The sequence below is a fragment of the Nocardia sp. NPDC051052 genome (genome assembly GCF_044456045.1).
Classification (GTDB): domain Bacteria; phylum Actinomycetota; class Actinomycetes; order Mycobacteriales; family Mycobacteriaceae; genus Nocardia.
In genome coordinates this window covers 311,928-337,825 of the sequence record NZ_JBITFL010000008.1, presented here as the reverse complement: position 1 = coordinate 337,825, position 25,898 = coordinate 311,928, and the positions used below count along the sequence as shown (strand labels likewise).

Genomic DNA, 25,898 nt, shown 5'->3' with positions numbered 1-25,898 from the left:
CGACGTCTACCTCAGGGGAACGGGTGCGGATATGGGTTGACCTCGTCCGGGGCGAGATCGCGCTCGGCATAGCCGAGAACTCTTGGTGCCGTGCGTATTCGCGGCAGTCCGTGGTCGCGGCGGTTCCGGTGCCCGAAGGTCATCGGCAGCGTGCCGGGAACGAGCACCTTGGCGCAGGCCAGCCCGCCCGCCCGATGTTCCGACGAGGTCTGGTCGACGACAAGGACATCCAGGCCACTGGCCTCATACCGCTCGGTGAGCCGCAGCAAATCCTGGGTGAGATCGGTGGATTCGGTCCACGCCGGGCGGGGTATCGGCCGCTGCGGGCCGTCGAAGGGCAGGAAGTCGAAGCGCGCGAAGGCGTCTGGGTGACCGTAGAGAATGCTGTGGTCGTCCATATCGCCGACTGCGGTGTCATCGACAACCATTCGACGTGCCGAGTCGGGATCGTAGCGGGCGACGAATCCCTCCAGCATAGTCAGCATTTCCTGCACGCCGCTCAGCAGCGCGCGCTCTGGAACAACGTGCGCGGCCGCCCCACAGAGGACTTTGGGCCTGCTGGCGTCGGGAGTCTTGTCGACGGCCATCAGCCAGTACGCCGGAATACCCGTTTCGGTGGTGCAGTCGAAAGCCGCTACCTCGTAACCGAATTCATGCGCGACGAGATCCGCGAGCAGCGGAATCCGGCGATCGCTCGCCGAGTTCAGGTCGACCCGGGGCACGGGTAGCCGGGCATACCAGGTGAGCAGGAAGGCGTCCCGCTCGGTGACCTCCAGCAGGCCGTGCAGGGCCGCCTCCACCACCGAACTTCCCACGGCACAACCGTTGGAGGTATCGTAGACGAAACGGCGGCCGTGGACTCCGTAGTACGCCAGGCACTCCGGGACGAGCACGGGTTCGGCACGGGTGCACGAATACCCCCACACCCAGGGTATTTCCAGGCCCGGGTGGTAGCGATGGAACCAGAAGCCGGGGGTGTCGTACCGCGCGTCGGAGTACAAGCCGAAGGTACGAGGGTCGACGGCCTGGTCGGCGATGTCGGAATACGCGGCGCGTACCACGGTACGCCGGGCGCGGGGGCGTTGTCCGCCAAGACGTTCCAGCGCCTCGGCCACCGCGGCGGCCTTGGTCGCGGCGACACCGAAGCCGCGTCCGTAACCGTGGCTGCTCGCTGGGGCCTGTTCGGATTCGATCTCCGCCTTGGATACCGGGCAGGTCGCGGTGGTCCAGGTGGTGATGGCGCGCACCATCCCGGTGTCCGCGTCGACGTAAGTCCGTTGCAGCTCAGGTAAATCCGCGGTGAGATCACGCAGGCGCAACCGGCCAGGTTCGGGTTTCGGGGTGGGCGCGAGCTGGATTCGCGCGAGATCAGGGTCGTCGTCCGGCAGCTCGGCGCAGTCCGGGCACAGCGGATCGGCCAGGATCGCGTGGTTGCTGGTGACCGCCGTCGCCAGGTCGAGGCTCCACTGCGTCGTACTGGACGCGCCCGCCACCAACCGTGCCACCTCGGCGACCGCGAGCGCCGCCGCCGCGGCCGCCGTGGTCTCCAGGAGCAAGGGCGAGGATCGGCGCAGCAGTTCCGTGCCGAACTGTTCGGTCAGCGCCGCGCGTTGGGGCGCGTCGGCACGGTTGTGTTCGCGGCGGCGGTGCGCGCAGGTCGGGCAGCCTGGCGTACCGGGAAGGCGGCCGGGCCCGACGAGCACCCGGGTATGGTTCAGCTGCAACGGAATCCACGGCTTATCGGCGGCGCAGTGACCCGAAATGGTAGTGCCCGGACCGTCCTCGGCCACTACCAGCGCATCGCAGGAATGTTCGTCATCAGTGGCGCGGTTACCTGTCGCCACCAGGGCTGTCCGAACGGCGGTTGCGAGCAGGCCCTCCCCGAGCACAGCGATGTCATGCGGCATCGAGCACCACCCGGACGGTGTGCACGAGCGTGACGTCGCTGTCGAGAATCATTGCGACAGGCGTGAATCCGGCCCTGTCCAATGCCTGCACGAGCACACCCGGTTCCTCGGACGCCACCGGGGCGGTACAGCCGGCCGGGTAGCCCTGCCAGGCCAGTAGCGTGCGCGCCAACCCGTCCCGCACGGCATCCGCGCCGTTGGCCGCGCAACTCACCACTTCGTCACCGCGATCGGTACGCACGGCGTAGGCCGGAATCCGCAGGATGTCACCGAGATCCAGCACGGATGTCCGGCATCCTGCCACGTCGAGTTGGTGCAGGAGCCGACCACCGGCCTCGTCGAGCGGTACTCGATGCGCGTCGACGGCCGGTGCCGTCCACCGCGCACGGCGCTCGATGAGCAGTGCTTCGCATTGCTGGCGCAACCCCCACGAGATGGCGTCCGCCTGAGTGAGTCCCGCGGCGACGCCGACAGCTGGCTGGTTCGTCGCTTCACTCGCGACTTCCGTTGACAGCGTTAGTGTTTCGCCGGTCAGCAGGTCCAAGCCGGTTGTCCTCGCCGTCGCGTCCGAGGCGAGCCATGCGTACATGCCCAGTGCGCGGAGCAATGCCCCGATGCGAGCAACGCGCTGGTCCGGCCCCCACCCGAGCACTTCCGGAAGCGGGGTCCCGGCCGGAACCACCGCCGCCGGATCCGAAACAACCGCACGGCAAAGCGATAGCGGGAACTGCGGCAGGTTGCCCTCATCGAGAACACTGATCACGCCGGTGTTCTCATCGACGAGCCCGGCGCCCTTCGTGAGGAGATCGTCGAGTGTCGAGGCGATCTTGTTGCCACCTCGTCCCTGCGGCGATTGTGAACCACGTTCAGCGACAACATGAATCGGCGCAACCCTGTGCGCTGTCATATCGAGGGTCCGCAGATCCACCCGGGTCAAACGCGGTCCGCTCGCCCCGGGGGTCGGTAGCGTAGCCAATCCCGTGCGGTGCCGGAAGGCGGAAAGGACCATATGTGCGGCCAGTACAGCGGGCACGGGTCCGGTGACCCAGCGATTCCGCCGCCGGGTTTCTGTGCCTTTCCGGTTGGCCCGCAGGCGTTTCCAACAGGACGCGGCCGCGATGTCGACGGAATCGCCGACCTCGGAGATCCATGCTTCGTCGGTACCGACCAACATCTGCCCGAGGGATACGCCCTGCGGGCAGGAAGGGACAAAGGCGGCCAAATCGTCCAGGGCACTGGATATTTGCAGCACGACGTCGGTGTAGTGGAAATCGGCCGCCGCCGGCGCCGCCGGGGTCTCGATGACCACCCGTTGCTGTTCGTCGCGGCGCGCGGCTTCCGCGGCCCGCGCCAGCTCGACGAGGTCCCACTCGCCCGCCAAGACGCGAACATCCGCCCAGCCCGATCGCACACCGGCCGCGACCACCTCTCGCACGACGGATTCGGTTCCGGGAGCGCCGAATACAGTTACCCGCCCCTCCCGATGCCGTTGGAACCGATGCTCGGGCGAGTCGATCGCGCAGGCCAGGAACGCGATCTCGCGCGCATAGGTCTGCTGGTCCGCCTCCGAGAGGCGATGGCGAAGATCGTCTTGCGCGTCGGTCAGGTAACCGTGCTCGTGCAGCACCGTCACCATGCCCTCGACGGTGGCCCGCTGGTCGGCGGGCAGCGCCGCAGTCAGCATGTCCAGTTCCAGTTCACCGTTCAGATACGGTTCGAGCCGGCTGAGCCATTCGAATGCCCTGGCTCCCCGTAGGGTGCGCGCGCCCCGATCTCCGTACAGGTAGACCCCGTCGGGGCAGGCCACATAGCGCACAGCCGGATCCAATCGTGGACGCATGCCGGGCTCCTTTCACCTCTTGGAGCACGATCACACGGCCGACGGTCACGCCGACAGAGCGCCAATTCCCGGATGGCTGGGAAACTTTCCCAGCCCGAGCGGGGCGGGACCCGGTCCAGGAGGGCCCGCTGCCCTGTCGAAAGGGAAAGCGCGGCGCGCATATTCGAAGTTCTCGCTTCACCTATCCAGGAGAGGACTGGCATATGGCTACTACCTCGGCGAAACTCGCCCTCGAATTGCTGAATCTCGAACCCGAACTGCTGACCATGGCCGACAACCGCTCGGCGCCAACGGGTCTGATCCCGCCGTGCGACTGTTCCGGATGCTGCACCTGCGGGCACTGCGTTTGTAGCGGCTGCGACCGTGATCCGGCAATTCTTATCGGCGGACTCGAAGGATAGCCGCCGAAGCGTCTCGCCCGGCCTCCCGGTGGCAACGGGAGGCCGGGCACTCTTCCGTCAATCCGTGCCGCGGGATTCGATAGCGATCAATTGACGTAACGTCGACAGCTGCCGCTGGTAGTCGCCGTCGAGTTTGACGAGCAGGCTGGTTATTCCGGCGCCACGATAGTGACGCAATCGGTCGGCGATCCTGGTGGGAGTCCCGATGAGGTTGGTCAATTCGCCGAGTTCGCGGGGCACGGCGCGGCGCGCGGCGGCTTTGTCGCCGGACTGCCACAGTTGGACGACCTTGTCGACGGCCGTTCCGAAACCGAGACGCGTGAAGGCGTCGTTGTAGAAGTTCCGGCCGCCTACGCCCATGGCACCGATAGTGAACGCGTACCCCTCGGCGTGTTTGTCGATCGCCTGGGCTGCCGCCTGGTCGTCGTCGGTGATCTCGACGGCGACCGGCGCCACCAGGTCGAGATCGGCGAGAGCGCGACCGGCGCGAATCGCGCCCTCGCGCAACGGATCCAGGAAAACCTCGGCCGCTTCGGGAATGAACGCGTTACCGAGCCAGCCGTCGGCCAGTTCGCCGGTCAGCCGCAGGTTTCGCGGACCCATCGCGGCGTTGTAGATGGGCACATGCGCCGGATTCACCAGGGGTCGCAGCGCCCGGCCCGGCCCGTCCGGCAGTGGCAGCGGATAGATCTCGCCGGAATGTTCGAGGCGTTCGCCGCGACTCACCGTCCGGATGATCTCGATCGTCTCGCGGGTGGTCTGCACCGGGCGACGAAACCGGACGCCGTGCCACCCCTCCATGACCCCGGGCCCGGAAACCCCGATGCCGAGGTCGAATCGTCCGCCGGACAGCTCGTGCAGGCTCAGCGCCGACGTCGCCAACAGCGCGGGTGTGCGCGATCCGAGCTGAACCACGAACGTCCCCAACCGGATCGATGACGTTTTGGCCGCCAGATAGGCCAGTCCGGTGAGCGCGTCGTAGCTCCACACCTCCGCGACCCACAGCGACGAGGCCCCGGCCTGCTCCGCCGCGACGGCGAACTCGACCGCGCCGGGCAGCCGTGGCTCGATCAGTACACCGATACGCATCGCGCCTCCTCGGGCATAGTTGCCATAGCGTATAGAGAGTTCGGATCCAGCAGCAGGGAAGGGTGCGGGTGCGCTATCGAGACTGTCCCACTATCGAAGTGGCGGAACGTATTCCATGCGACGCGGACACCGCGTGGGCCATGGTCACCGACATAGAGCTACCGGTACGGTGCTCACCCGAGCTGAAGTCCGTCGAATGGGAGGGCACAGCGGACCGGGTCGAGCCCGGGGCACGGTTCCGCGGCCGAAACGATCACCCCGCCCTCGGATCCTGGGAAACCGTCTGCGAAGTCGTCGAGGTCGAACCCCAGCGTCGCTGGGTCTGGCGAGTAGTCGGCCCCGCCGACACCACCAGCGCCACCTGGGCCTTCGAGATAGACCCGGCCCGAGAAGGAGTGCTCGTCCGCCAGTGGGCCCGAATGGGCCCCGCCCCATCTGGATTGACTGCGGCGATCATCGCCACCCCGGAACTCGAAGGACGAATCGTCGCGCGGCGACTGGAGGAATGGGCAACCGGCATGCGCGCCAACCTCACCTGGATCCGCACCCAGCTCGACGGCGAGCCCCGCTGATGACGCCCGATCGCCATACCCGGCCGCGCGCCACGAGCTCGGTGGTCACCGCTACCGCGCAGGCTTGCGCGAGCATCAAACCCAGCAGCACGAGTATCTGCACGGCGGCCGCTTGCGCGGCGGATCCACTGGCCACCAGGACACCGACGAACGCGCCGGGCAGCGTGACCAGCCCGACGGTTCGCGTCTGATCGACGCCGGGCAGCAATGCATCGGCGGCGGTCGAGCGAATCATCTCGAGCCGTGCGTCGCGATCGGTGAGCCCGAGGCTCAGCGCCGCCTCCACCTCCCCGCGGCGTTGCGTCAACGCGTCCAGCGACCGTCGAGCGGCCAGCGACGTGGCAGTCATGGTGCCGCCCAGAATGATCCCGCCGACCGGGACAACAGCCACCCCGGTCATCGGAACCACACCGCTGACCAGCATCGCCGGTAGCACCGCCGCCATGCCGGCACCCACGGCGAGTGTGAGCCAACCGCCCGATACCCCGGCGCCGGCCCGACCTGCCGCCGTGAGCGTCGCGGCGATGAACATCACCAACAGCACTAACAACGACGACCACAAGTGCGCCAACGCCGCAGCCAACACCAGCGCCACCACCGACAATTGCGCCACAGCACGCAACGCCGCCCCGGGCGCGACGGTAATGGACCCGAGGTCGGCTCCCCAATACACCGCTGTGGCCGCCGCGACCAGCACAACACACAGCGCCGCCAATCCGATACCTGGCGTCGCAACCGAGTTCATGCCCGCACCCTCCCACACCAACTGTCGGCAACGGCGTTACCCGGAGCGTGGCGGCTCCCTTCGCCGCTTCCAAGTCCAAAACATTCGACACCGATGCGATGCGCGTATAGAACAGAGTCGTGACCTCCCCTCTGCTCGCTCGCGCGCACGCCATCCTCCGCGATACCCCGGTTGTGGACGGTCACAACGACCTTCCGTGGGCTATGCGGATCGAGGCCGGATACGATCTCGACGCCATCGACCTGGCAAAGGATCAGAGTGCGCGGTTGCACACCGACCTCGATCGGCTTCGTGCCGGCGGGGTCGGCGCACAGTTCTGGTCGGTGTTCGTGCCCAGCGACTTGGCAGGCGACGCCGCCGTCAGCGCCACCCTGGAACAGATCGACTTCGTTCGGGCACTGACCGAGCGATTCCCTGATCGGCTGCAATTGGCTTGCACCGCAGACGCAATGGAAGCCGCACGCGCGGCGGGCCGGATCGCCTCGTTGATGGGGGCCGAGGGTGGCCACAGCATCAACTGCTCGCTCGCGACGTTACGTGCCCTGCATCGACTGGGCGTGCGGTACCTGACCCTCACGCACAACGACAATGTGCCGTGGGCGGATTCGGCCACCGACGAACCGAAGGCGGGCGGGCTCACCGCGTTCGGTGTCGAGGTGGTGCGCGAGATGAATCGCGTCGGCATGCTGGTCGACCTCTCCCACGTCTCCCCCGACACCATGCGTGCGGCGATCGCGACATCCGAAGCGCCCGTGATCTTCTCGCACTCCTGCGCCCGCGCCCTCTGCGACCACCCGCGCAACATCCCCGACGACGTCTTGGCCACGCTGCCCGCCAACGGCGGTGTCGCGATGGCCGCCTTCGTCGGATACTTCCTGCTCCCCGCCGCAAAGGACTGGGCGGCCGCGGCAGACGAATACGCGCAAGCCAACGGTTTCCTCCGCATGGACTGGTCACCGGAGGCGACGGCGTGCCGCCAAACCTACGAAGCCACCCACCCCCGCCCCCCACTGACCGTGGCAACCGTCGCCGACCACCTCGACCACCTGCGCGAACTGGTCGGCATCGACCACATCGGCCTCGGCAGCGACTTCGACGGCACCAACTACCTCCCCACCGACCTGAACGACGTCGCAGGCTACCCCACCCTGATCGCCGAACTACTGAGCCGCGGCTGGTCCGAACCCGACATCGGAAAACTGACCTGGCACAACGCCGTCCGCGTCCTCCGCGACGCCGAAGACGTCGCCGACAAACTGCAACGCACCCGCACCCCCTCCAACGCCACCATCAACCAACTCGACGGTCCAACGCCCTGACCGCCAAGGAGCGTCCGAGGGCGCACGACTGAGGCTAGGTGCGTTGCACCCCGCGGGTGAGCGAGAAAACTCAGGCGGCAGGCTCGGTGGCGTAGGTCTCGGCGAAGTCCCAGAGGAGCTGGATCAGCTCGGCAGGTGATTCGATCTGTGGAAGATGCCCGGTGTCTTTCATGACGACGAATCGAGCATTGGGGATGGCATCGGCGAAGGCCCGCCCGTTTTCCGGCTCGGTGACGCGATCGGCGTCCCCCCAGATGACCAGCGTCGGCAAGGTGATCCCGGGCAGCCGACCATGCAACGTCGGGTCGACCATCGAGCCGCCGTAAACCTGAAGCGCGCCACGATTCGCGGCCATCACTCGCAGCACCGCCGGGCTGAGCTGTGCCGGGTCGATCCGGTAGGCATCGGGATCCGCGTAGCTATAGTCCGCGATCCGCGAAATATCGAGCGCGAAGAAGTCGATAATCGGGTGCTCAGGAACCTCGATCCCCACGGCATCGACGAGGACCACACTGGTCACCCGATCCGGGTGCAGGAGCGCGAGTTCGGCCGCGATCCATCCGCCGACCGAGTTCCCGACGACGGTGACGTCGGTGAGATCGAGGGTCTCGAGCAACGCGGCATAGACGGCGGCGAGTTCACCGATGGTGGTGAGGGATTCGGGTCGCTCGGTCCCGTCGAACCCGGGGTGGGTAGGCGTGAGGACGCGGGCATGCCGCTCGGCGGCGAAACGATCGGCGAAGTCGGCGACCGAGATGGAACCTGCCCCGCCGTGCAGCAGCAGGATCGGGCGACCCGCCCCTCGCTCGGTGAGGCGGACGGCAACGCTGCCGAATCCGGGCAGTTCGATATCGACGGTGCGGGTAACCAAGGACGACATATCAGCAACCTTATACAATGAACCTGATACAAACAACCTGAGTTATGATCGCGCCATGACCTCGATCGAAGCGGTAGCCCTGTCGATCAAGCGGGTGCAGCACCGCCACCACCGCGCCTTCACCGCCGAACTCGCCGATCTCGGTGTCTCGCTGGCGCAATGGGACACGTTGCGGCATCTCGATCTCCATCCCGACGCCTCACTGCATGATCTGGCGCAGTTGACCTTTCAGACCGACCAGTCCTTCGGCACCCTGGCGGCACGGATGGTCGACCGCGGCCTGATCGAACGCGTACCGGGTCCCGGTCGCGCCATCCGGCACCGCCTCACCGCCAAGGGCGAGCAGATCCGCGCCGAGGGTGCGCGCCGCGTCCGCGCAACGCAACGCCGCTCCCTCGAAGGACTGTCCCCCGCTCAGATCGACACGCTCGGCGAACTCCTCGACCTCATCCTGACCACACCGCTCGAACACACCGCCGCCCCAACACGATCGGACAAATAGCCCTTCGACAGAAGATCGAATGTCGCGGGTTCGCACGGAAAGACGTTGTACGGTGCCAGGGAGTGGCAAGGGGGCTTCGCAGACGCGCGCTCGCGTCAACCGGAAAGGACTCGAACCTGATGGCGACGAAGACCGGGCGTTACGCCGATGGATCGGATGAAAGCATCCAGGACCCGCCCGGCCCGTCGCCGGCGAAGCGCGGGCTCGACTGGCTGGTCTTCGGCTTCACCGCCGTCTGCTCGCTGGCTTTCGTCGCCTGGGGCATCATCGACCACTCCAGCCTGGGCACCGCCGCGGCCGACGCGCAGTCGTGGGTGATCACCAACACCGGCTGGCTGTTCGTACTGACCGCGTCCACCTTCGTCGTCTACGTAATCTGGTTGGCGGCAAGCCGATACGGCAAGATCCCGCTCGGCGCCGACGACGAGAAGCCGGAGTTCCGCACCACGTCGTGGATCGCGATGATGTTCAGCGCGGGCATGGGCATCGGCCTGATGTTCTGGGGTGTCGCCGAGCCGGTAACGCACTACACGAGCCCGCCGCCGGGCACCGTCTCACCCGGCACCGCCGAGGCGGCCGAGGTCGCCATGGCCACCACGCTGTTCCATTGGACGCTGCACCCGTGGGCGATCTATGCCGTGGTCGGCCTGTCCATCGCGTACGGCACCTTCCGCAAGGGACGCTCACAGCTGATCTCGTCGGTGTTCCGGCCGATCCTCGGACGCCACGCCGACGGCATCGGCGGCCGCGCGATCGACATGATGGCGATCTTCGCGACGCTGTTCGGCTCGGCGGCCTCGCTCGGTCTCGGCGCGCTACAGATCGGCGCGGGCATCGAGTTCAACGGATGGGTCGACGCGATCGGCAAGGTCGGTCTCGTCGTCATCATCACCGGCCTGACCATCGCGTTCATCGCCTCGGCCGTGTCCGGAATCGACCGGGGTATCCAGTGGCTGTCGAACGTCAACATGGTGCTCGCCCTGCTCATCGCGGTCTTCGTTTTCGTGGTCGGGCCAACGCTTTTCATGCTCAACATGCTGCCCGCCGCGCTGGGCGACTACATCTCCATGCTGCCCGAGATGGCCTCGCGGACCGGCGTGCGCGGCGGCGACGAGATGCAGGCTTGGCTGTCGACGTGGACCGTCTTCTACTGGGCCTGGTGGATTTCGTGGACCCCGTTCGTCGGCATGTTCATCGCCCGGATCAGCCGAGGGCGCACGATCCGCCAGTTCGTCACCGGCGTGCTGCTGGTGCCGAGCATCGTCAGCCTCGCGTGGTTCGTGATCTTCGGTGGCGCCGGTATTTTCCAGCAGCGCCAGACCGGTGACCTCACCGAGGCGAACGGCCGCGTGGACTCCAACTTCACGCTGTTCCATCTGCTCGATCACTATCCGATCGCCACGGTGACCGCCGTCCTGGTGATGATCCTGGTCGGCATCTTCTTCGTCTCCGGCGCCGACGCCGCCTCCATCGTGATGGGCACGTTGTCGGAGAAGGGCAGCCTCGAACCTTCCAAGGCGACAGTGATCTTCTGGGGCAGCGCGACCGGCGCGGTCGCCGCCATCATGCTCATCATCGCCGACCCCGGCGACCTCGGCGGCGCCCTGAACGGACTCCAAGCGCTGACGACGGTGGTGGCACTCCCCTTCGTCTTGGTCATGGGATTGCTGTGCGTCGCGCTGTACAAGGACGTGCGCTCGGATCCGATGATCCTGCGCGAAGAACACGGCGCCGCACTCATCGAAAACGCTGTGCTGCAAGGCCAGGAACGCCACGACGCCGATTTCGGACTCGTCACCGAGCCGGTGCCGGACGCTACGACGCCCGACTGATCCGCGACGGCTGTCTGCCGTATGCGAAGGTAGACAACCGGTTGTTGTGGGAGGAGTCAGGGTGGAATTGGACCTGGGCGCGGTCCGCGCGTTCATCGCTATCGCCGACCATCAGCATTTCGGCGAGGCCGCGGACCAGCTGGCGCTGACTCAGCAGGCGATCTCCAAGCGGATCGCCAAGCTGGAGGCCGGTCTCGGCACCACCTTGTTCCAGCGCTCGCGCAACGGGAGCGGCCTCACCGAGGACGGCACCGCCTTCCTCCCCCATGCCAGGGCGCTCATCGCGCTGGCCGATCAGGCCCGCGAATCGGTCAGTGGACGGGTGCGCCCGCTGCGCGTCGACGTGCTCGAAACCCGGCTCGCGGCAACCGAATTGATCAGAGATTTCCTGCACGCGCACGCGGGCGTCGAGGTCGACATCATCACCTCCAGCGGCCTGCGCAGCGGGCGGTCCGCGCTCGTCAGCGGCGCGATCGACGTCGCCTTCGCCAGGGTGGTCGGCGCACTCGACCCCTCGATCGACCATCTCCCCGTCTACCTCGAGCCACTGCACGTGCTGATCGGCCGCAAACACCGCCTCGCGGCCCACCGCCAGATCCGGCTGAGCGAGCTGACCGATTCGGTCGCGCGGATGCCGGGCAACGAACCGGGCAGCGAATGGCGGCAGTACTACGACGATCTCGCCGCCGACTTCCGGCTCACCATCGATACCTCGGGCCCCTATTTCGGCCTGGAACACCTGCTCGACGATATCGCCGACTCAGCGGACAGCATCGTCTTCACCGGCGAAAGACTCCGCGCCCCATGGCATCCCGAGGTCGTGCAGATTCCGGTCGTCGAGCCGATACCCGGTTACCCGCATTCCATGCTGTGGCAGCGCCGGAATCGGCACCCCGCACTGCCCCGCCTCATCGACTATGTGACCGCCGGCTTTCGGCCGTACGACCCCGAAATCCATTGGCTGCCAACGGCGGAACTGCACAGCGGACTCTGGGGCAAGCCGCACGTCCGAGAGTCCCGGCGCCCCTGATCAGCCGACGCGCGAACATGTCGGCCATCTCATGGAAACCCTCGCTCACGACACCCCGAATTCGGCTGCGCCCCGCCGCTGTTTCGCGATCCACTGCCAGCACGAACAACTATCGGTTGTCGACGCACGCGTGTCGATTGTTTGCCCCACCCTCGCGCACTCGGCTCGAATAGGGCGATCCGAACCCGGATCGCATCTTGGAGGGCATCTGTTGTCTTCGTTCGTTCACCTGCACGTCCACACCGAATACTCCATGCTCGACGGCGCGGCGAAGGTCAAGCCGCTGTTCGACGAGGCGGCCAGGCTCGGGATGACCGCGGTCGGCATGACCGACCACGGAAACATGTTCGGCGCCGACGAGTTCTATCAGGTCGCCACGAAAGCGGGCATCAAACCCATCATCGGCATCGAGCCTACCTGGCACCGGGCAGCAGACACCACAAGAAGCCGGTGTTCTGGGGACAGGCGGGCCAGCGCGGATCCAATGGCGAGGGCGTCGGCGGTGACGTCTCCGGCGGCGGCGCCTACACCCACATGACGATGCTGGCGCAGAATCCGCGGGGTCTGCGCAACCTGTTCAAGCTGTCGTCACTGGCCAGCATCGAGGGCTACTACCGCAAGCCACGGATGGACCGCGAGCTCATCGCCCAGCACGCCGCGGGCATCATCGCCACCACCGGTTGCCCGTCCGGCGAGGTCCAGACCAGGCTGCGCCTCGGCCAGCACGCGGAGGCGATGCGGGCCGCGTCCGACTACCGCGACATCTTCGGCAGGGACAACTTCTTCGTGGAGTTGATGGACCACGGCTTGCCGATCGAGCGGTCGGTCCGCGACGGCCTGCTCGAGATCAGCAGCAAGCTCGGGCTGCCCCCGCTGGCCACCAACGATTCGCATTACGTGAGCAAGGACCAGTCCGAGGCGCACGCCGCACTGCTGTGCGTGCAAGCCGGTAAAACCCTCAGCGACCCAACGCGATTCAAGTTCGACGGCAACGGCTACTACCTGCAATCGGCCGAGGAGATGCGCGCGTACTGGGACACCCAGGTCCCCGGTGCGGCGGACAACACCTTGCTGATCGCCGAACGGGTCGAGTCCTACGCCGAGGTGTGGGCGCATACCGATCGGATGCCGATCTACGAAGCGCCCCCGGGCTACGACGCGAACTCGTGGTTCCGCGCGGAGGTCATGCGCGGACTCGGCCGGCGGTTTCCCGACGGGGTGTCCGAAGAGTATGTGCGCAGGGCAGAGTTCGAGATGGACATCATCGTGGAGAAGGGGTTTCCCGCCTACTTCCTGATCACCGCGGATCTCATGAATCATGCGCGCGAAGAGGGCATCCGCGTCGGGCCCGGCCGCGGCTCGGCCGCGGGATCACTGGTCTCCTACGCCATGGGCATCACCAACCTGGACCCGATCGCGCACGGACTGTTGTTCGAGCGATTCCTCAACCCCGAGCGGGTGTCCATGCCCGATATCGATATGGACTTCGACGATCGCCGCCGCGGCGAGATGGTGCGCTACGCGACGGAGAAGTACGGTTCTGATCGCGTCGCGCAGGTGATCACCTTCGGCAGGATCAAAACGAAGGCGGCGATCAAGGACTCCGCGCGCGTGCACTACGGTCAGGCGGGCTTCGCCGTCGCCGACCGGATCTCCAAGGCGCTGCCACCGCCGGTGGCCGCCAAGGACATTCCGCTTTCGGGCATCACCGATCCGTCGCACGAACGCTACCCGGAGGCGGCCGAGGTCAGGGCACTGATCGAGACCGACAAAGACGTCGCCACCATCATGGACACCGCGCGCGGCCTCGAGGGCTTGATCCGCAACGCGGGTGTGCACGCCTGCGCGGTGATCATGTCGTCCGAACCGCTGGTCGACGTGACGCCGTTGTGGCGACGCGACGACGGCGCGATGATCACCGGCTGGGATTACCCGTCCTGCGAGGCCATCGGCCTGCTCAAGATGGACTTCCTCGGCTTGCGCAACCTCACGGTGATCGGCGACGCGATCGACAACATCCAGGCCAACCGCGGCGAGACGGTCGACCTGGACGCGCTCGGCACCGACGACCCGAAGACCTATGAATTGCTCGGCCGCGGTGACAGTCTCGGCGTGTTCCAGCTCGACGGCGGCGCGATGCGCGAACTGCTCCGGCGACTCGGGCCGACCGGCTTCGAGGACATCGTCGCCGTCAACGCGCTGTACCGGCCGGGACCGATGGCGATGAACACGCACAACAATTACGCCGATCGCAAAAACGACCGGCAACGGATCGAGCCGATCCACCCGGAACTCGAGCAGCCGCTGCGCGAAATCCTCGCCGAGACCTATGGATTGGTCGTCTATCAGGAACAGATCATGCAGATCGCGCAGCGGGTCGCGGGTTTCTCCATGGGGCGCGCCGACGTGCTGCGCCGCGCGATGGGGAAGAAGAAGCTCGACGTACTGCAGCAGGAGTTCGAGGGTTTCCGGGCGGGCATGCGGGACAACGGATTCTCCGATGCGGCCGTGCAGGCGCTGTGGGATACCGTGCTGCCGTTCGCCGGCTACGCCTTCAACAAGTCGCATGCCGCCGGCTACGCATTGGTCGGCTATTGGACCGCCTACCTCAAAGCCAACTATCAAGCCGAATACATGGCGGCACTGCTGACTTCGGTGTCCGACAACAAGGACAAGTCGGCAATCTACCTGTCCGAATGCAGGCAGCTCGGCGTCAAAGTGCTTGCGCCGGACGTGAATGAGTCCGCACTGCGGTTCTCGGCAGTAGGCGGTGATATCCGGTTCGGGCTCGGTGGCGTGCGCAACGTCGGGGCCAACGTGGTCGACTCGATCATCGAAACCCGCACGGCGAAGGGCAAATACACCTCGTTCGCGAACTTCGTCGAAAAGTCGCCGTTGGTCTGCTGCAACAAGCGTGTCCTGGAATCGCTCATCAAGGCCGGCGCCTTCGACTCCTTCGGCCATCACCGCAAAGCGCTCGTCGCCGTCCATGAAGAAGCCGTGGACGCGGTCACCGGGCTGAAACGCCAGGAGGCGATGGGCCAGTTCGACCTGTTCGGGGTGCCGGACGGCGCCGAGGAGGCGGCAAGCGATTCCTCGCCGCTGGCGCACCTGCGCTTCGACGCGGACGAGTGGCCGCGCAAAGACCTGCTCGCGCTGGAGCGGGAAATGCTGGGGCTGTACGTTTCCGGCCACCCGCTCGATGGCGCGGACCATGTCCTGCGCAAGAGTGCGCCGAAGCCGATCGCCGGCGTGCTGGCCAATCCGCCGAAGGAGGGGACGGTCACCGTCGCGGGCATCATCTCGGCCCTGGAGCGCCGGGTGAACAAGAAGGGTGAGAGCTGGGCCATCGCCGTGGTGGAGGACCTGGACGCCTCGATCGAGGTGCTGTTCTTCCCGAAGAGCTACAGCGTGTTCGCCATGGATCTGGCCGTCGACGCCGTTGTCGTGGTGGCGGGCCGCGTCAACTGGCGCGAGGACAAGATGTCGGTGTTCGGCTCGCACGTCGCGGTGCTCGACGTGAGCCACCTGGACGGTGGCCGGCAACGCCCGCCCTTGATGCTGGAGCTCAACGCCCAAAGCACCGACCGCAAAGGCGTTTTGGAGCTCAAGTCGGCACTGCGAGCCCATCACGGCAGCACTCCGGTGCGGATCGTACTGTGCCATCGGGAGCAGCGGACAACCCTGGCGGTCGCCGACTATCCGGTGGCGGTGAGCCCGGCATTGCTCGGCGAGTTGCGGGCGCTGCGCGGAATCAAGGTGTTGCCCTGACGAACTCCGCCGCGGCCGCGTGCAACAGTTCCTCGTCCAGTTCCGCCGGTAACGCCCGCGACGCCAATTCGCCGAGCAGAGCGGCGATCTCGGGCAGGTCCGCCTGTGCGAAGCCACCGTGGCGCACGAGGTGATCGATCACCGCTCGTGCCGCGCGACTTTCGCCGTCGCAAGACGGGCAGAGGCCGACGGATCTGGTCCCACGCACCTCTATCCCGTCTGCCCGAAGGAAAGAATGGGGAACCCGCATAGCGCATATCACCGGGCCCGCGCACCGATGGCACGGCACATCATCGACATACGAGAGCTCGAGTTCGGTCACGGATCGATTCGACTAGATCGCGAGTGCGTTGTCCAACAACCGAAACGCCCAATCCCCAACCACCAGTTGTGAATTGGAGGCGATCCCCGCAGGCCTCAGACCTTCTTGCCGACGGCACCGTAGAGCGACACCCGCTTGTCATAGCTTTTCGGGCGTTCGATGCCCTCGGGACGCCAGCGGTGGATCACCTCGACACCGGGGTCGACGAGTTCCAGTCCATCGAAGAATCGTGCGACTTCGGCGCGGGTCCGCGGCCGTACGGGAATCCCACGATCTATGTAGACCTGCAACAGCCGTGCCATGCCTTCTGGGTCCGCGTCACCGTCATCGAAATCCGTCGTGACATGCGACATCGCCAGATAGGACCCCGGCGCCAACGGCGCCATCAGGGTCCGCACCATCTCGTAGACGTCACCGGGCACGAAGTGGACCACCGCCATCAGCGACACCGCCACCGGCTTCGAAAGATCCAATGTCGCTTGCAATTCCGGCGCGGCGAGAATGGTCGCCGGATCCGCCGCGTCGGCCTGTAGATAGGTGGTGCGCCCCTCGGGAGTGCTCACCAGCAGCGCCCGCGCGTGCGCGAGCACCAACGGGTCGTTGTCCACGTACACGACTCTGGACTCGGGCGCCTGCTCCTGGGCGACCTGGTGCAGGTTCGGTTCGGTCGGAATGCCGGTGCCGATGTCGAGATACTGCCGAATCCCCTGCCCCACAAGGAATCGCGTGGCGTGCCGCATGAACTCGCGATTGGTCCGAGCGGTCAACTGGACGTGCGGAAAGTCGCGCAGCGCCTGCTCAGCAGCCACGCGGTCGGCATCGTAGGAGTCCTTGCCGCCGAGGAAATAGTCATACATCCGAGCCGGGTGCGGCACATCGGTATGCAGGTCGATAGGGCCATCGGACACGCCGAAGTCTCCTTGCGCGTTGGGATCGGTACCAACGAGGTATACCGCATCCGGACAATCGACCCGACGCTAACCGCCAGTCCAGTTCGTATCCGCTCCCTCGCACGCCCGCCGCGTTCACCCACACGGTCCACGACTGCCTAGTACGCCGCTCGCTGCGGCTCGGCGGCGATACGATCGGCGGTTTCGCGCAATTGCGGGCGGTGCGGTAGATCAGTTCCCCCATTTACTAATCATTAGCTTATCTCCACGATATATTTGCGGTGTTGACTCCGACATATACCAAGCTTTAGCTTGTAACTATGGAAGGTGCGAACGGATACACCGACGACGACCTACTGCTAGCCGAGACACTGCGGTGGGGAGTGTCTCGACTTGCTTCTCGCCTGCGTGCGGAGCAACCGGGCACCGGCCGGACGCTCACCCGGATGGCCGCTTCGGTACTCGCGAATCTCGCACACAGCGGCCCACTCACGGCCTCCGAGCTGGCGAATATCGAAGGGCTACAGGCACAATCGCTCACCCGAGTACTCAACGAACTCGAGGAGCAGGGCCGAATCCTGCGCTCGCGCAGCGACTCCGACGCACGACGGCAGAACCTCATGATCACCGACGGCGGCCGGGACGCGCTGCGCGAGCACGTGCGCGACGGCAATGCCTGGTTGGCCACCGCGTTGCGGCACACTTTGTCGGACGCCGAGCGTGGGGTACTCGGCATCGCGGCCGGGCTGCTGCGCACGGTGGCCGAGGCGGAAGTCACCGGCGACGGAGGTGAGCGACCGCAAGCGACCCCCGCCCGAGCCGATGGAGCGGCGCCCGCGCTGTAATGGCCTCGCGTGCAGGCAATGTCACCACGGCTTCCGCACCGATATCGACGCTGAGCCGGTTACGACTTCTCCTGGTGCTGGCAGGACTCAGTGGCGCGGCGCCGCTGGCGACCGACATGTATGTCCCCGCACTGCCGGACCTGGCCGCGTCGATGGGCACCGACGCCTCCGGCGCGCAGCTGTCGCTGACCGGGTTCCTGGCCGGAATCATTGTCGGGCAATTGGTCCTCGGGCCACTCAGCGACGCGGTCGGCCGTCGGCCCGTCCTGCTGTCCGGCACCACACTGTTCGCCGCGCTTTCGGCTGTGTGCGCAGTGGCACCCACCATGGAAGTCCTCGACGCCGCGCGATTCGGACAGGGGGTCAGCGGTGCGGCGGGCATTGTCATCGCCCGCGCCGTAGTAGCCGATCTGTTCGACGACAACGAACTCGCCACCACGTTTTCGCGACTCGGCGCCATCACCGCCGCCGCACCGATCATCGCTCCGCTGGCCGGTGGCGCCTTGCTGCTGGTTCTTTCCTGGCGAGCGGTGTTCGCCGTGCTCGCCCTGCTCGGTCTGCTGCTGGCGCTGGGCGTGCTGCGCTGGGTTCCGGAATCGCTTCCTCCGCAGACGCGTCTGGCCGGAGGCGTCACCGCCGGGCTGCGCGCCATCGGACAGCTGGCCAACCGCCGAGATGTGCTCAGTCCCGTGCTGGCGCTCTCTTTCGGCGGTGCAGCGGTTTTCGCTTACATCGCCGGCGCGACCTTCGTCTTTCAGGACATTCATCACCTCACCCCGGCGGTCGCGAGCCTCGTCTACGGCGTCAACGCGGTCGGCAATATGGCGGGCAGCCTCGGATACGGACGACTGATCAAACGCTGGTCTGCGGAAACGCTCCTCATCGCGAGTTCGGCACTCGCTCTGGCAGGTCCGGCCCTGCTGTTCCTCGCCTCGGTCACAGTCGGCAGCTCCTTGTTTTTCACGTGGATGTGTCTGCTGTTGTCGCTCATCGCATTCGGCGTCTTTTTTCCCGCGGTGGTCACCATCGCTCAGCGCCGCGGACGTGCCGCGCCTGGTGCCACTTCGGCGCTGCTCGGTGGCGGGCAATTCCTCTTCGGCGCGGCGGCCTCACCCGTCGTCGGCCTTTTCGGAACCCACAGTCCTGCCCCCATGGCAGCCGTCATGTCCATCTGTCTAGTGCTGGCTACCCTCGCCGCCAAGTTGACCGCACATAGGGCCGTGGCTTGACACTGACGCAGGGTCAACGTTTCAGCATGGTTGGCATGACTACGGATACCGAGCAATTCACCGCCCGCAACAATGGAGTGACGATCCCGGTGTCGCGCGGGGGCAACGGGCGAACGTTGGTGTTGTGTCCTGGGCTTTCTTCGACGCAGGCCGAGTTGCGCGAACTCATCGAGGCGTTGCGTCGGGACTTCGATGTGGTGAGCTTCGACCTACGGGGACATGGGTTTTCGTCGGCGGCCGACCGGTACTCGTTCGAGGCGTTTCTCGGTGATTTCGTCGCGGTGATGGCCGAGGTTGGGCGGCGCGGACTGTCCTCGGCGCCGATCCTCGCGGGGCACTCGTACGGTGCGGATCTGATCGTGCACTATGCCGCCGAATATCCCGATTCCGTCGGCGAGCTCGTGCTCATCGACGGGGCGAACCCGATTCCCGCCCCCTTCATCACCACGCCTGATCTGCCAGGGTTCCGCACGCTGTGGGCGGACCTGGCGGCGTGGCAGGAGAGCATCAGCGGCACCGCGCGTCAGGTGTTGCTCACCGCGCAGGAGATCCTCGATCTCAATCTCGAGCTGGACGTACTGCGGTCGGGCATCGATCTAGATATCGATGTGGTCGGGCCGGGAATCCTCGATCGGTATCGCAAGCTCGACTGTCCGATTCGGATGGTCATGGCGACCTCGATGGCAGGTGACAGCGGCGAAGGGCGTGCGCCGCGGCACAATCGGCTTTGGCGTGCTGGGATCGAGCGGCTTGTCCGCGAGCAGCCACACATTTCCGTCTCCTGGCTCGATGCCACGCACGCGCTGGTCGTCGACCGCGTCCCTGAGGTCGCTCGCCTCATACTGGATCGATGCTGACCATCGGCGAGCTGGCGTCCTACGCCGGAGTCACGGTGCGCGCGGTGCGGCACTATCACGCCAAAGGGCTGCTGCCGGAACCCGAGCGGGACCACTCCGGCTATCGCAGGTACAACGCGGATACCGTGGTCGAGCTGATCAAGATTCGGACCCTCGCCGAGTCCGGTGTTCCGCTGGCGCGGGTGCGTGAGCTGCTGCGGGCAGACCCGGCGGAGTTCGCCGTGGCGGTGGCCGACATCGATAAGCGGCTGCGGGCGGAGATCCGGCAACGCCAGCGGCATCGCGAGCGGATCGCCCGTCTCGCCGCCGGCGACAATCTGGCGTTGCCGCCGGAGGTGGTCGAGTTTCTCGACCACCTGCGGGCGCTCGGGGTCGACGAGCGGATCGTCCGGGTCGAACGGGACGGCTGGATCCCGCTGGCCGCGCGCTCGCCCGATCGGGTTCGGGAGTTGATCGCGCGCAAGCGGGCACAGCTCGCGCACCCCCAGCTCGTCGATTTCTATCTCACGCTGAGCGCGGCCCTCGACCGCACCGACAACGACTCGATGCTGGTCGAGCTCGTCGACAAGGTCGCGGTCTACCTCACGCAGCTCGCCGATGAGCAGGGCGCGGACTACGTCGGCGGCGATATCGAACCGTCGTTGGCCGAGCTGCTCGACACGCTGGCCTTCGACACCGCGCCGCCGACCCGTCGGCTGGTCGAGCTGTTGCGCCGGCAAGGGTGGACCGGCTGGACCAAGCTCGACCGAGTGGATCCGAAATAGCGCGCGATTACTTGCGAACGACCAGCTCCAGCGCAATGTTGTCCGGGTCCCGGAATTCCAGGATGTAGCTGATACCGATGTCTTTGATATCCCCGCGCACTACACCGCACTCATCCAAATGTGCGGCGGCGGCTTCCAGTTCGGCGAGCGATCCCAGCGAGAACGCGAGATGGTCGAGACCAACCCGGTTTTCGTCGAAGCGATCGGTGCCCACCGGCCGCAGTCCGATCATGCCGTGCCGCATCCGATAGATCACGCCGCCGTACAGGAATCCGAGCCGCTGCCGTGTCTCGTCGTCCGCGTCGGCCGGAATCTCCAACGCCACCGGCCAGCCGAACACCTTCTCGTAGAAGGCCCGCGACCGGTCGATATCGCACACGGTTAGACGCAGATGCGCAATGGATTCCGCAGTAATCGACATGCGCTGATGCTTGCACACCGTCGCCCTACCCGCCGGTTCGACCCTGTAACGCGGTGGCCGCCAGCGCGATTGAGCATATGCAGTGCGGCGACAGGACTGTGACATGAACGAAGTGCGCGGATGGCAACCATGGCGGCTCGGGCAGCTGTGGCGACTATGGCGGTTAGCGTACCTGTGGCGCTTCTGGCGATTGACCCAGGCGAGGTGGGTACGTCCGCTGATGGGCGTCGCGGCCGCACTGGCGTTGTTCGTGGGCGGCGTCGCGTTGCTGTTCCCGTACGACGAGCCGACGCCGACCGCGCCCTCCCACATCCGCACGGATCCGGTTATTCTGCCGCTACCTACGAACCACTGGCCGGGCCAAGGGAATTGAGGCCCGGCCGAGCCCGCCGACACACGACGGGCTCGAACAGGCGGCGGCTCAGGCGATCTCGCCGAGCCGCCGGGCCGCTCACATCGGGTATACCGGATGCTTGCGTGGATTGAATCCCGGTTTGACCGGCGGCTTGTCGCGCAGCAGCTGCAGCGCGTGGCGGATCTCCAGGCGGGTGCGGGCGGGTTCGATGACGGCGTCGATGTAGCCGCGTTCGGCGGCGATCCACGGGGTGGCGATGGTCTCGTTGTAGTGGTTGACCATGAATTCGCGTGCGGCCGCCCGCTGCTCCGCCGGGACCGCCGCGAGTTGCCGCTTGCCGATGAGGTCGACCGCGCTTTCCGCGCCGATCACCGCGATCCGGGCCGTCGGCCAGGCGAAACTGATGTCGGCACCCACCTGCCGGGCCGCCATCATGCCGTACGCGCCGCCGTAGGACTTGCGCACCACGAGGTTGATGATCGGCACGGTGGCCTCGATGATCGCGCGCGGGACCCGGCCGCCGCGGATGATCACGCCGTTGGCTTCCTGCTCGAGACCGGGCAGCACGCCAGGGGTGTCGACGACGAACACCAGCGGAATGTTGAACGCGTCGCACAGCCGGATGAAATAGGTCGACTTGTCCGAGCAGGCGGCGTCGATGGAACCACCGAGCACCAGCGGCTGGTTGGCGATCACACCGACCGGATATCCGTCGACCCGCGCGAATCCGGTGATCAGGTTCGGCGCGAATTCGGTACGGATCTCATGGAATTCACCGTCGTCGAAGATCCGCAGCAGGATCTCGTGCATGTCGTATCCGGTGCGATCCGAATCCGGGATGATCTTCTCGAGTTCCCGATCGGTCGCGGTGATCTCCGGCTCCAGGCCGGGGTTCACGACCATCGGTTGCTCGAGGCAGCTCGTCGGCATGTAGCTCAGGTACTGGCGGGCCCAGTCGTAGGCCGCCTGCTCGGTGTCCGCCACATGGTGCAGGGTGCCGCGCTTGGCTTGCACCTCGGCGCCACCGAGCGCTTCGGCCGTGATGTCCTCGCCGTTGACGGCTTTGATCACCTCCGGCCCGGTGACGAACATGTACGAATCCCGGGTGCCGATCAGCACATCGGTGTTGATCGGCCCGTACACCGAACCCGCGGCGCACTTGCCGAGAATGATCGACACCTGCGGCACATAGCCGGACAGCTTCTCCAGCACCCGGGAGATATCGCCGAACGAGGCGATCGAGCCCACCGCGTCCTGGATGCGCGCACCGCCGGAATCGTTGATCGTCACCACCGGGCACGCGTTGTCGAACGCGAACTGCAGCGCCCGCATGAACTTGCGGGCGGAGGTGACGCCCACCGAACCGCCGTACACCGTCTGATCGTGGGCGATCACCACCACCGGGCGGCCCGCGATCAACCCCCGACCGGTGACCAACCCGTCGCCATAGAGGGCGTCGGGTTGGTCAGGCTGACGAGCTAAGGCATTGGTCTCGATGAACGTCCCTGGGTCGAGCAGCATGCGCATCCGCTGCCGGACGCTCGGGACGCCCTTCTTCTCCCGCTTGGCGATACCGACTTCACCCGCGGGTTCCTCGGCGATCGCCAGGATCTTGACCAACTCATCTAGCTTCGCCTGGGTATCCACCACGCCCGCTGCCACCTTCCCTACCAACTCTGTTGTGCTTCCGCGACGTTAAGCGGTACAGACACAAGAACGCATTATCCGGGGGCAGATGCGGGACAGGTCACAGTGGGGGCCCAATTCGTATGGCACTCCGAACAGCTCGAGTACGGACGAATGCGGCAGTCCGCCCTACTTCGGTGCCTGGAAGCCGCCGATCTTCAGTTCGAGCAGTTCGGCCAGCCGCAGCGGCGTGCGATCCTCGAACATCGGACCGATGAGCTGCACGCCCACCGGCAGACCCTCGGGTGACCGGCCCGCCGGGATGGCGGTGGCCGGCAGGCCGGGCATGGTCGCCAGCCCGGGCCAGCCGAACTGGTTGAGGAACGGGTACTCGACGCCGTCGATGTCGATGAACCGTTCGCCGATACCGCGCTCGTGGTCGTGCCGGAACGCGGGCGTCGGCGTGATCGGGCAGACCACGGCATCGAACTCGGCGAAGAGCCGCCGCCAATCTTGCCGATGCGATTCGCGACGGTTGTTCGCCTCGATCCAGTCGCGGTGGCTGAACACGATGCCGCGCAACCAGGTGGCACCGAGACCCTGGTCGTCGGCGCTCAGGCCCGCGGCGTGGGTCCGAATCTCCTCGTACCGCGCCGCGGGATAACCCGCGCCCACGTTGGAAACCAGCAGCTGCACGTAGAGCATCGCGGCTTCCATGAGATCGGGCAGCAGCGCGCTGTGCCGTTCCACGCGGGCGCCCTCGTCGACAAGCGCGTCGGCCACTCGGTCGACGCCCGCCCGCACCGCGGCACCCGTCGGAATCAGCGGGTGGTCGTCGAGCACCAGTACCCGGAAATCGGCGAGCCGCTCGTGCCGGGCCGGCGGCAAGCGCAGGTCGTACGCCACGCCGCGGGTCAGCGGGTCCGGTCCGGCCATCACATCCAGCAGCAGCGACAGGTCGCGAGCGGTGCGCGCCATCGGGCCGACGACGGCGAGGTCGTGTTCGGTCGGCAAGGCGGGCGCGGGCGGCGGGACCATGCCGCGGATCGCCGCCAGCCCGACCGTCGGCTTATGTGCGTAGACGCCGCAGAAATGCGCGGGGGTGCGCAGCGAACCGGCGATGTCGGTGCCGAGGGACAGCGGGCCGAATCCGGCGGCCAGGGCCGCCGCCGAGCCGCCGGAGGAGCCGCCCGGCGTGCGGTCGTGATCCCACGGGTTGTTGGTGGTGCCGTAGAACTCGTTGAAGCTCTGCATATCCTGCAGCATGAGCGGCACATTGGTCTTACCGAGCGGCACCGCGCCCGCCGCCCTCACCCGCGCCACCTGTTCCGCGTCCTCGGCGGGCACAAAGTCCTGGAACTGCGGCATGCCCCAGGTCGTCGGCAGCCCGGCGATGTTGTAGGACTCCTTGACCGTCACCGGGATACCGAGCAGCGGCCGGTCCTCGCCGCGGGCGCGCGCCTGGTCGGCCGCACGCGCGGCGGCCCGCGCATTGTCGAAGTCCGGCACGCAGATCGCGTTGATCACCTTGTCGTCGCGCTCGATCCGCGCGATCGCCTCCTCGGTCAACTCCTCCGAGGTCACTTCACCAACCCGCAACGCAGCCAAAAGATCCTCTGCCGAACTAAAACTCCATTCCATGAAATCGACCGTACCGACGCCCTCCAGCAGCCATAAAATGCTTCTTCGCACAAGAGGGTCGGCGTCTCAGTCGTCGATCGAGACCCGGCGAAACCCGATCGTTTCCGGATCCTGCACACGGGCGCGGGCCCGCAGGAGACGGTCGTCGCACCGTAGCCTGGACAGGTGGGAGCTGTGGATGTCGGCCGCGAGCCTGGTATGGCATGGGATTTCGCGGTCCCGGCCGATGCGGTGCCGTGGGGTGGGCGGATGATCGGCTACCGCGATGTGGGTGGCGCGGGGTTGGATCTTCGGGTTGCCGGGACGTCGGCGGTCACCGTGCTGATCGAGTTCGGGGGGCGCGGCGTGATCATCGACGACGCGCTCGGGCAGCGGACGCTCGGCGGCTTCGTCGCCGGGCTGCCCATCGAGGCCATGCGCATCCGTAGCGAGCGGGCCGAGTGCGTCGAGGTTCGGTTCTCGCCGATCCAGGCATATTCGCTATTGGGTGTTTCGCCAACGGATTTGGGGCGGGGCGCGGTCGCGCTGGAGGACCTGTGGGGACCGCGGGCGCAGCGACTGCGTGCGCAACTCGCGGCCGCCGCAACCTGGGACGAGCGCTTCGCGTTGACGAAATCGTTTCTGGCGCAATGCGATAGGCCGACGCGAACGCCCGATCCCGAGGTGCTCGCCAGCTGGAATCATATCCTCACCTCCGGCGGCAAGGTGAAGATCGGTGAGCTCGCCGGATCCGTCGGCTGGAGTTATAAGCGGCTGCTGGGGCGGTTCGAATCCCAGATCGGCCTGACACCCAAGCGGGCGGCGATGCTGGTTCGATTCCGGGCCGCGGTCGACGAGCTGCTGGCGGGCCGGCCCGCCGCCGACGTCGCGATGGACTGTGGATATACCGATCAGGCCCATCTGTGCCGGGACGTGTCGATCTTCGCGGACCACACGCCGGGGGCGCTGCGGACGCACTATCTGCCCACCATCGCCCGGCACCGGTATCGGGCCTGGGGAAATTTTTCCAATACCGCACGGCACCGGTAGCTCGATAGTGGTGATCCGTCACCCCATCAAC

At 66.5% G+C, this 25,898-nt stretch carries 21 protein-coding genes and 1 pseudogene; 12 read left to right on the top strand and 10 right to left on the bottom strand.

The window, feature by feature from the left end; translation table 11 throughout:
- Positions 1–11 precede the first annotated feature (11 nt).
- The 3 genes from ACIBCN_RS28220 to ACIBCN_RS28210 form a co-directional block, all read right to left on the bottom strand.
- Entirely contained in the window at positions 12–1,907 is a 1,896-nt protein-coding gene (locus ACIBCN_RS28220) for a TOMM precursor leader peptide-binding protein (RefSeq protein ID WP_396994702.1), read from the bottom strand.
- Complete coding sequence (locus tag ACIBCN_RS28215; protein WP_396994701.1) at positions 1,897–3,747, bottom strand: hypothetical protein; 1,851 nt, start codon at positions 3,745–3,747, stop codon at positions 1,897–1,899. Before ACIBCN_RS28215 ends, ACIBCN_RS28220 begins: the two co-directional genes overlap by 11 nt.
- A gap of 458 nt (positions 3,748–4,205) precedes the next feature.
- A complete protein-coding gene (locus ACIBCN_RS28210) occupies positions 4,206–5,237 on the bottom strand; it encodes an LLM class flavin-dependent oxidoreductase (protein WP_396994700.1) in 1,032 nt (343 codons plus the stop codon).
- A gap of 98 nt (positions 5,238–5,335) precedes the next feature.
- Between ACIBCN_RS28210 and ACIBCN_RS28205 the strand changes: the two genes are divergently transcribed.
- Positions 5,336–5,809, top strand: coding sequence for an SRPBCC family protein (locus ACIBCN_RS28205; RefSeq protein WP_396994699.1), 474 nt, complete (start codon positions 5,336–5,338; stop codon positions 5,807–5,809).
- Here the strand turns inward: ACIBCN_RS28205 and ACIBCN_RS28200 are convergent.
- Entirely contained in the window at positions 5,769–6,554 is a 786-nt protein-coding gene (locus ACIBCN_RS28200) for an ABC transporter permease (protein ID WP_396994698.1), read from the bottom strand. The two genes, ACIBCN_RS28205 and ACIBCN_RS28200, sit on opposite strands and share 41 nt — an antisense overlap.
- 119 nt (positions 6,555–6,673) lie before the next feature.
- Here ACIBCN_RS28200 and ACIBCN_RS28195 point away from each other — a divergent pair, with 119 nt between their 5' ends.
- Entirely contained in the window at positions 6,674–7,873 is a 1,200-nt protein-coding gene (locus tag ACIBCN_RS28195) for a dipeptidase (RefSeq protein WP_396994697.1), read from the top strand.
- 70 nt (positions 7,874–7,943) lie between these two features.
- Here ACIBCN_RS28195 and ACIBCN_RS28190 read toward each other — a convergent pair whose 3' ends face one another.
- The gene (locus ACIBCN_RS28190; RefSeq protein ID WP_396994696.1) at positions 7,944–8,753 is read right to left on the bottom strand and encodes an alpha/beta fold hydrolase; all 810 of its coding nucleotides are present in this window, start codon (positions 8,751–8,753) and stop codon (positions 7,944–7,946) included.
- Between the two features lie 55 nt (positions 8,754–8,808).
- Between ACIBCN_RS28190 and ACIBCN_RS28185 the strand changes: the two genes are divergently transcribed.
- The 4 genes and pseudogenes from ACIBCN_RS28185 to dnaE all read left to right on the top strand — a co-directional run bounded on the left by ACIBCN_RS28185 (position 8,809) and on the right by dnaE (position 15,888).
- Positions 8,809–9,255, top strand: a complete 447-nt coding sequence (locus ACIBCN_RS28185; RefSeq protein ID WP_396994695.1) for a MarR family winged helix-turn-helix transcriptional regulator — start codon at positions 8,809–8,811, stop codon at positions 9,253–9,255.
- Between the two features lie 119 nt (positions 9,256–9,374).
- Complete coding sequence (locus ACIBCN_RS28180; protein ID WP_396994694.1) at positions 9,375–11,087, top strand: BCCT family transporter; 1,713 nt, start codon at positions 9,375–9,377, stop codon at positions 11,085–11,087.
- A gap of 61 nt (positions 11,088–11,148) precedes the next feature.
- Positions 11,149–12,117 carry a LysR family transcriptional regulator gene (locus ACIBCN_RS28175; protein ID WP_396994693.1) on the top strand — a complete coding sequence of 323 codons (969 nt, stop codon included), beginning with the start codon at positions 11,149–11,151 and terminating at the stop codon, positions 12,115–12,117.
- A gap of 208 nt (positions 12,118–12,325) precedes the next feature.
- Positions 12,326–15,888, top strand: a pseudogene (dnaE, locus tag ACIBCN_RS28170) (DNA polymerase III subunit alpha).
- On the opposite strand, the gene ACIBCN_RS28165 reads toward dnaE, so the two are convergent.
- Entirely contained in the window at positions 15,872–16,177 is a 306-nt protein-coding gene (locus ACIBCN_RS28165) for a DUF6300 family protein (protein ID WP_396994801.1), read from the bottom strand. The pseudogene dnaE and the gene ACIBCN_RS28165 sit on opposite strands and share 17 nt — an antisense overlap.
- Before the next feature lie 128 nt (positions 16,178–16,305).
- A complete protein-coding gene (locus ACIBCN_RS28160) occupies positions 16,306–17,118 on the bottom strand; it encodes an SAM-dependent methyltransferase (protein WP_396994692.1) in 813 nt (270 codons plus the stop codon).
- Between the two features lie 302 nt (positions 17,119–17,420).
- On the opposite strand from ACIBCN_RS28160, the gene ACIBCN_RS28155 reads away from it, so the two are divergent.
- From ACIBCN_RS28155 to ACIBCN_RS28140, 4 genes are read left to right on the top strand one after another with little or no spacing between them, the layout of a single operon-like run.
- Positions 17,421–17,945, top strand: a complete 525-nt coding sequence (locus ACIBCN_RS28155; RefSeq protein ID WP_396994691.1) for a MarR family winged helix-turn-helix transcriptional regulator — start codon at positions 17,421–17,423, stop codon at positions 17,943–17,945.
- Complete coding sequence (locus ACIBCN_RS28150; protein ID WP_396994690.1) at positions 17,945–19,174, top strand: Bcr/CflA family efflux MFS transporter; 1,230 nt, start codon at positions 17,945–17,947, stop codon at positions 19,172–19,174. Before ACIBCN_RS28155 ends, ACIBCN_RS28150 begins: the two co-directional genes overlap by 1 nt.
- Before the next feature lie 35 nt (positions 19,175–19,209).
- The gene (locus ACIBCN_RS28145; protein WP_396994689.1) at positions 19,210–20,031 is read left to right on the top strand and encodes an alpha/beta fold hydrolase; all 822 of its coding nucleotides are present in this window, start codon (positions 19,210–19,212) and stop codon (positions 20,029–20,031) included.
- Positions 20,025–20,795, top strand: a complete 771-nt coding sequence (locus ACIBCN_RS28140; protein WP_396994688.1) for a MerR family transcriptional regulator — start codon at positions 20,025–20,027, stop codon at positions 20,793–20,795. Before ACIBCN_RS28145 ends, ACIBCN_RS28140 begins: the two co-directional genes overlap by 7 nt.
- Before the next feature lie 7 nt (positions 20,796–20,802).
- On the opposite strand, the gene ACIBCN_RS28135 is transcribed toward ACIBCN_RS28140, so the two are convergent.
- Positions 20,803–21,216, bottom strand: coding sequence for a VOC family protein (locus tag ACIBCN_RS28135; RefSeq protein ID WP_396994687.1), 414 nt, complete (start codon positions 21,214–21,216; stop codon positions 20,803–20,805).
- 103 nt (positions 21,217–21,319) lie between these two features.
- Here ACIBCN_RS28135 and ACIBCN_RS28130 point away from each other — a divergent pair, with 103 nt between their 5' ends.
- Positions 21,320–21,589 (top strand): hypothetical protein, encoded by a 270-nt coding sequence (locus ACIBCN_RS28130; protein WP_396994686.1) that lies wholly within the window; start codon positions 21,320–21,322, stop codon positions 21,587–21,589.
- A gap of 78 nt (positions 21,590–21,667) precedes the next feature.
- Here ACIBCN_RS28130 and ACIBCN_RS28125 read toward each other — a convergent pair whose 3' ends face one another.
- Positions 21,668–23,221 carry an acyl-CoA carboxylase subunit beta gene (locus tag ACIBCN_RS28125; protein WP_396994685.1) on the bottom strand — a complete coding sequence of 518 codons (1,554 nt, stop codon included), beginning with the start codon at positions 23,219–23,221 and terminating at the stop codon, positions 21,668–21,670.
- A 165-nt stretch (positions 23,222–23,386) separates the two neighbouring features.
- Positions 23,387–24,838, bottom strand: a complete 1,452-nt coding sequence (locus ACIBCN_RS28120) for an amidase (protein ID WP_396994684.1) — start codon at positions 24,836–24,838, stop codon at positions 23,387–23,389.
- A gap of 165 nt (positions 24,839–25,003) precedes the next feature.
- On the opposite strand from ACIBCN_RS28120, the gene ACIBCN_RS28115 reads away from it, so the two are divergent.
- Positions 25,004–25,867, top strand: a complete 864-nt coding sequence (locus ACIBCN_RS28115; RefSeq protein ID WP_396994683.1) for a helix-turn-helix domain-containing protein — start codon at positions 25,004–25,006, stop codon at positions 25,865–25,867.
- The last annotated feature ends 31 nt before the right edge of the window (positions 25,868–25,898 follow it).

Excerpts from the sequence above, each read along its gene's own strand:
- ACIBCN_RS28220 (WP_396994702.1), bottom strand. The coding sequence starts at position 1,907 with ATGCCGCATGACATCGCTGTGCTCGGGGAGGGCCTGCTCGCAACCGCC.
- ACIBCN_RS28215 (WP_396994701.1), bottom strand. The coding sequence starts at position 3,747 with ATGCGTCCACGATTGGATCCGGCTGTGCGCTATGTGGCCTGCCCCGAC.
- ACIBCN_RS28210 (WP_396994700.1), bottom strand. The coding sequence starts at position 5,237 with ATGCGTATCGGTGTACTGATCGAGCCACGGCTGCCCGGCGCGGTCGAG.
- ACIBCN_RS28200 (WP_396994698.1), bottom strand. The coding sequence starts at position 6,554 with ATGAACTCGGTTGCGACGCCAGGTATCGGATTGGCGGCGCTGTGTGTT.
- ACIBCN_RS28190 (WP_396994696.1), bottom strand. The coding sequence starts at position 8,753 with ATGTCGTCCTTGGTTACCCGCACCGTCGATATCGAACTGCCCGGATTC.
- ACIBCN_RS28185 (WP_396994695.1), top strand. The coding sequence starts at position 8,809 with ATGACCTCGATCGAAGCGGTAGCCCTGTCGATCAAGCGGGTGCAGCAC.
- ACIBCN_RS28180 (WP_396994694.1), top strand. The coding sequence starts at position 9,375 with ATGGCGACGAAGACCGGGCGTTACGCCGATGGATCGGATGAAAGCATC.
- ACIBCN_RS28155 (WP_396994691.1), top strand. The coding sequence starts at position 17,421 with ATGGAAGGTGCGAACGGATACACCGACGACGACCTACTGCTAGCCGAG.
- ACIBCN_RS28150 (WP_396994690.1), top strand. The coding sequence starts at position 17,945 with ATGGCCTCGCGTGCAGGCAATGTCACCACGGCTTCCGCACCGATATCG.
- ACIBCN_RS28145 (WP_396994689.1), top strand. The coding sequence starts at position 19,210 with ATGACTACGGATACCGAGCAATTCACCGCCCGCAACAATGGAGTGACG.
- ACIBCN_RS28140 (WP_396994688.1), top strand. The coding sequence starts at position 20,025 with ATGCTGACCATCGGCGAGCTGGCGTCCTACGCCGGAGTCACGGTGCGC.
- ACIBCN_RS28135 (WP_396994687.1), bottom strand. The coding sequence starts at position 21,216 with ATGTCGATTACTGCGGAATCCATTGCGCATCTGCGTCTAACCGTGTGC.
- ACIBCN_RS28130 (WP_396994686.1), top strand. The coding sequence starts at position 21,320 with ATGAACGAAGTGCGCGGATGGCAACCATGGCGGCTCGGGCAGCTGTGG.
- ACIBCN_RS28120 (WP_396994684.1), bottom strand. The coding sequence starts at position 24,838 with ATGGAATGGAGTTTTAGTTCGGCAGAGGATCTTTTGGCTGCGTTGCGG.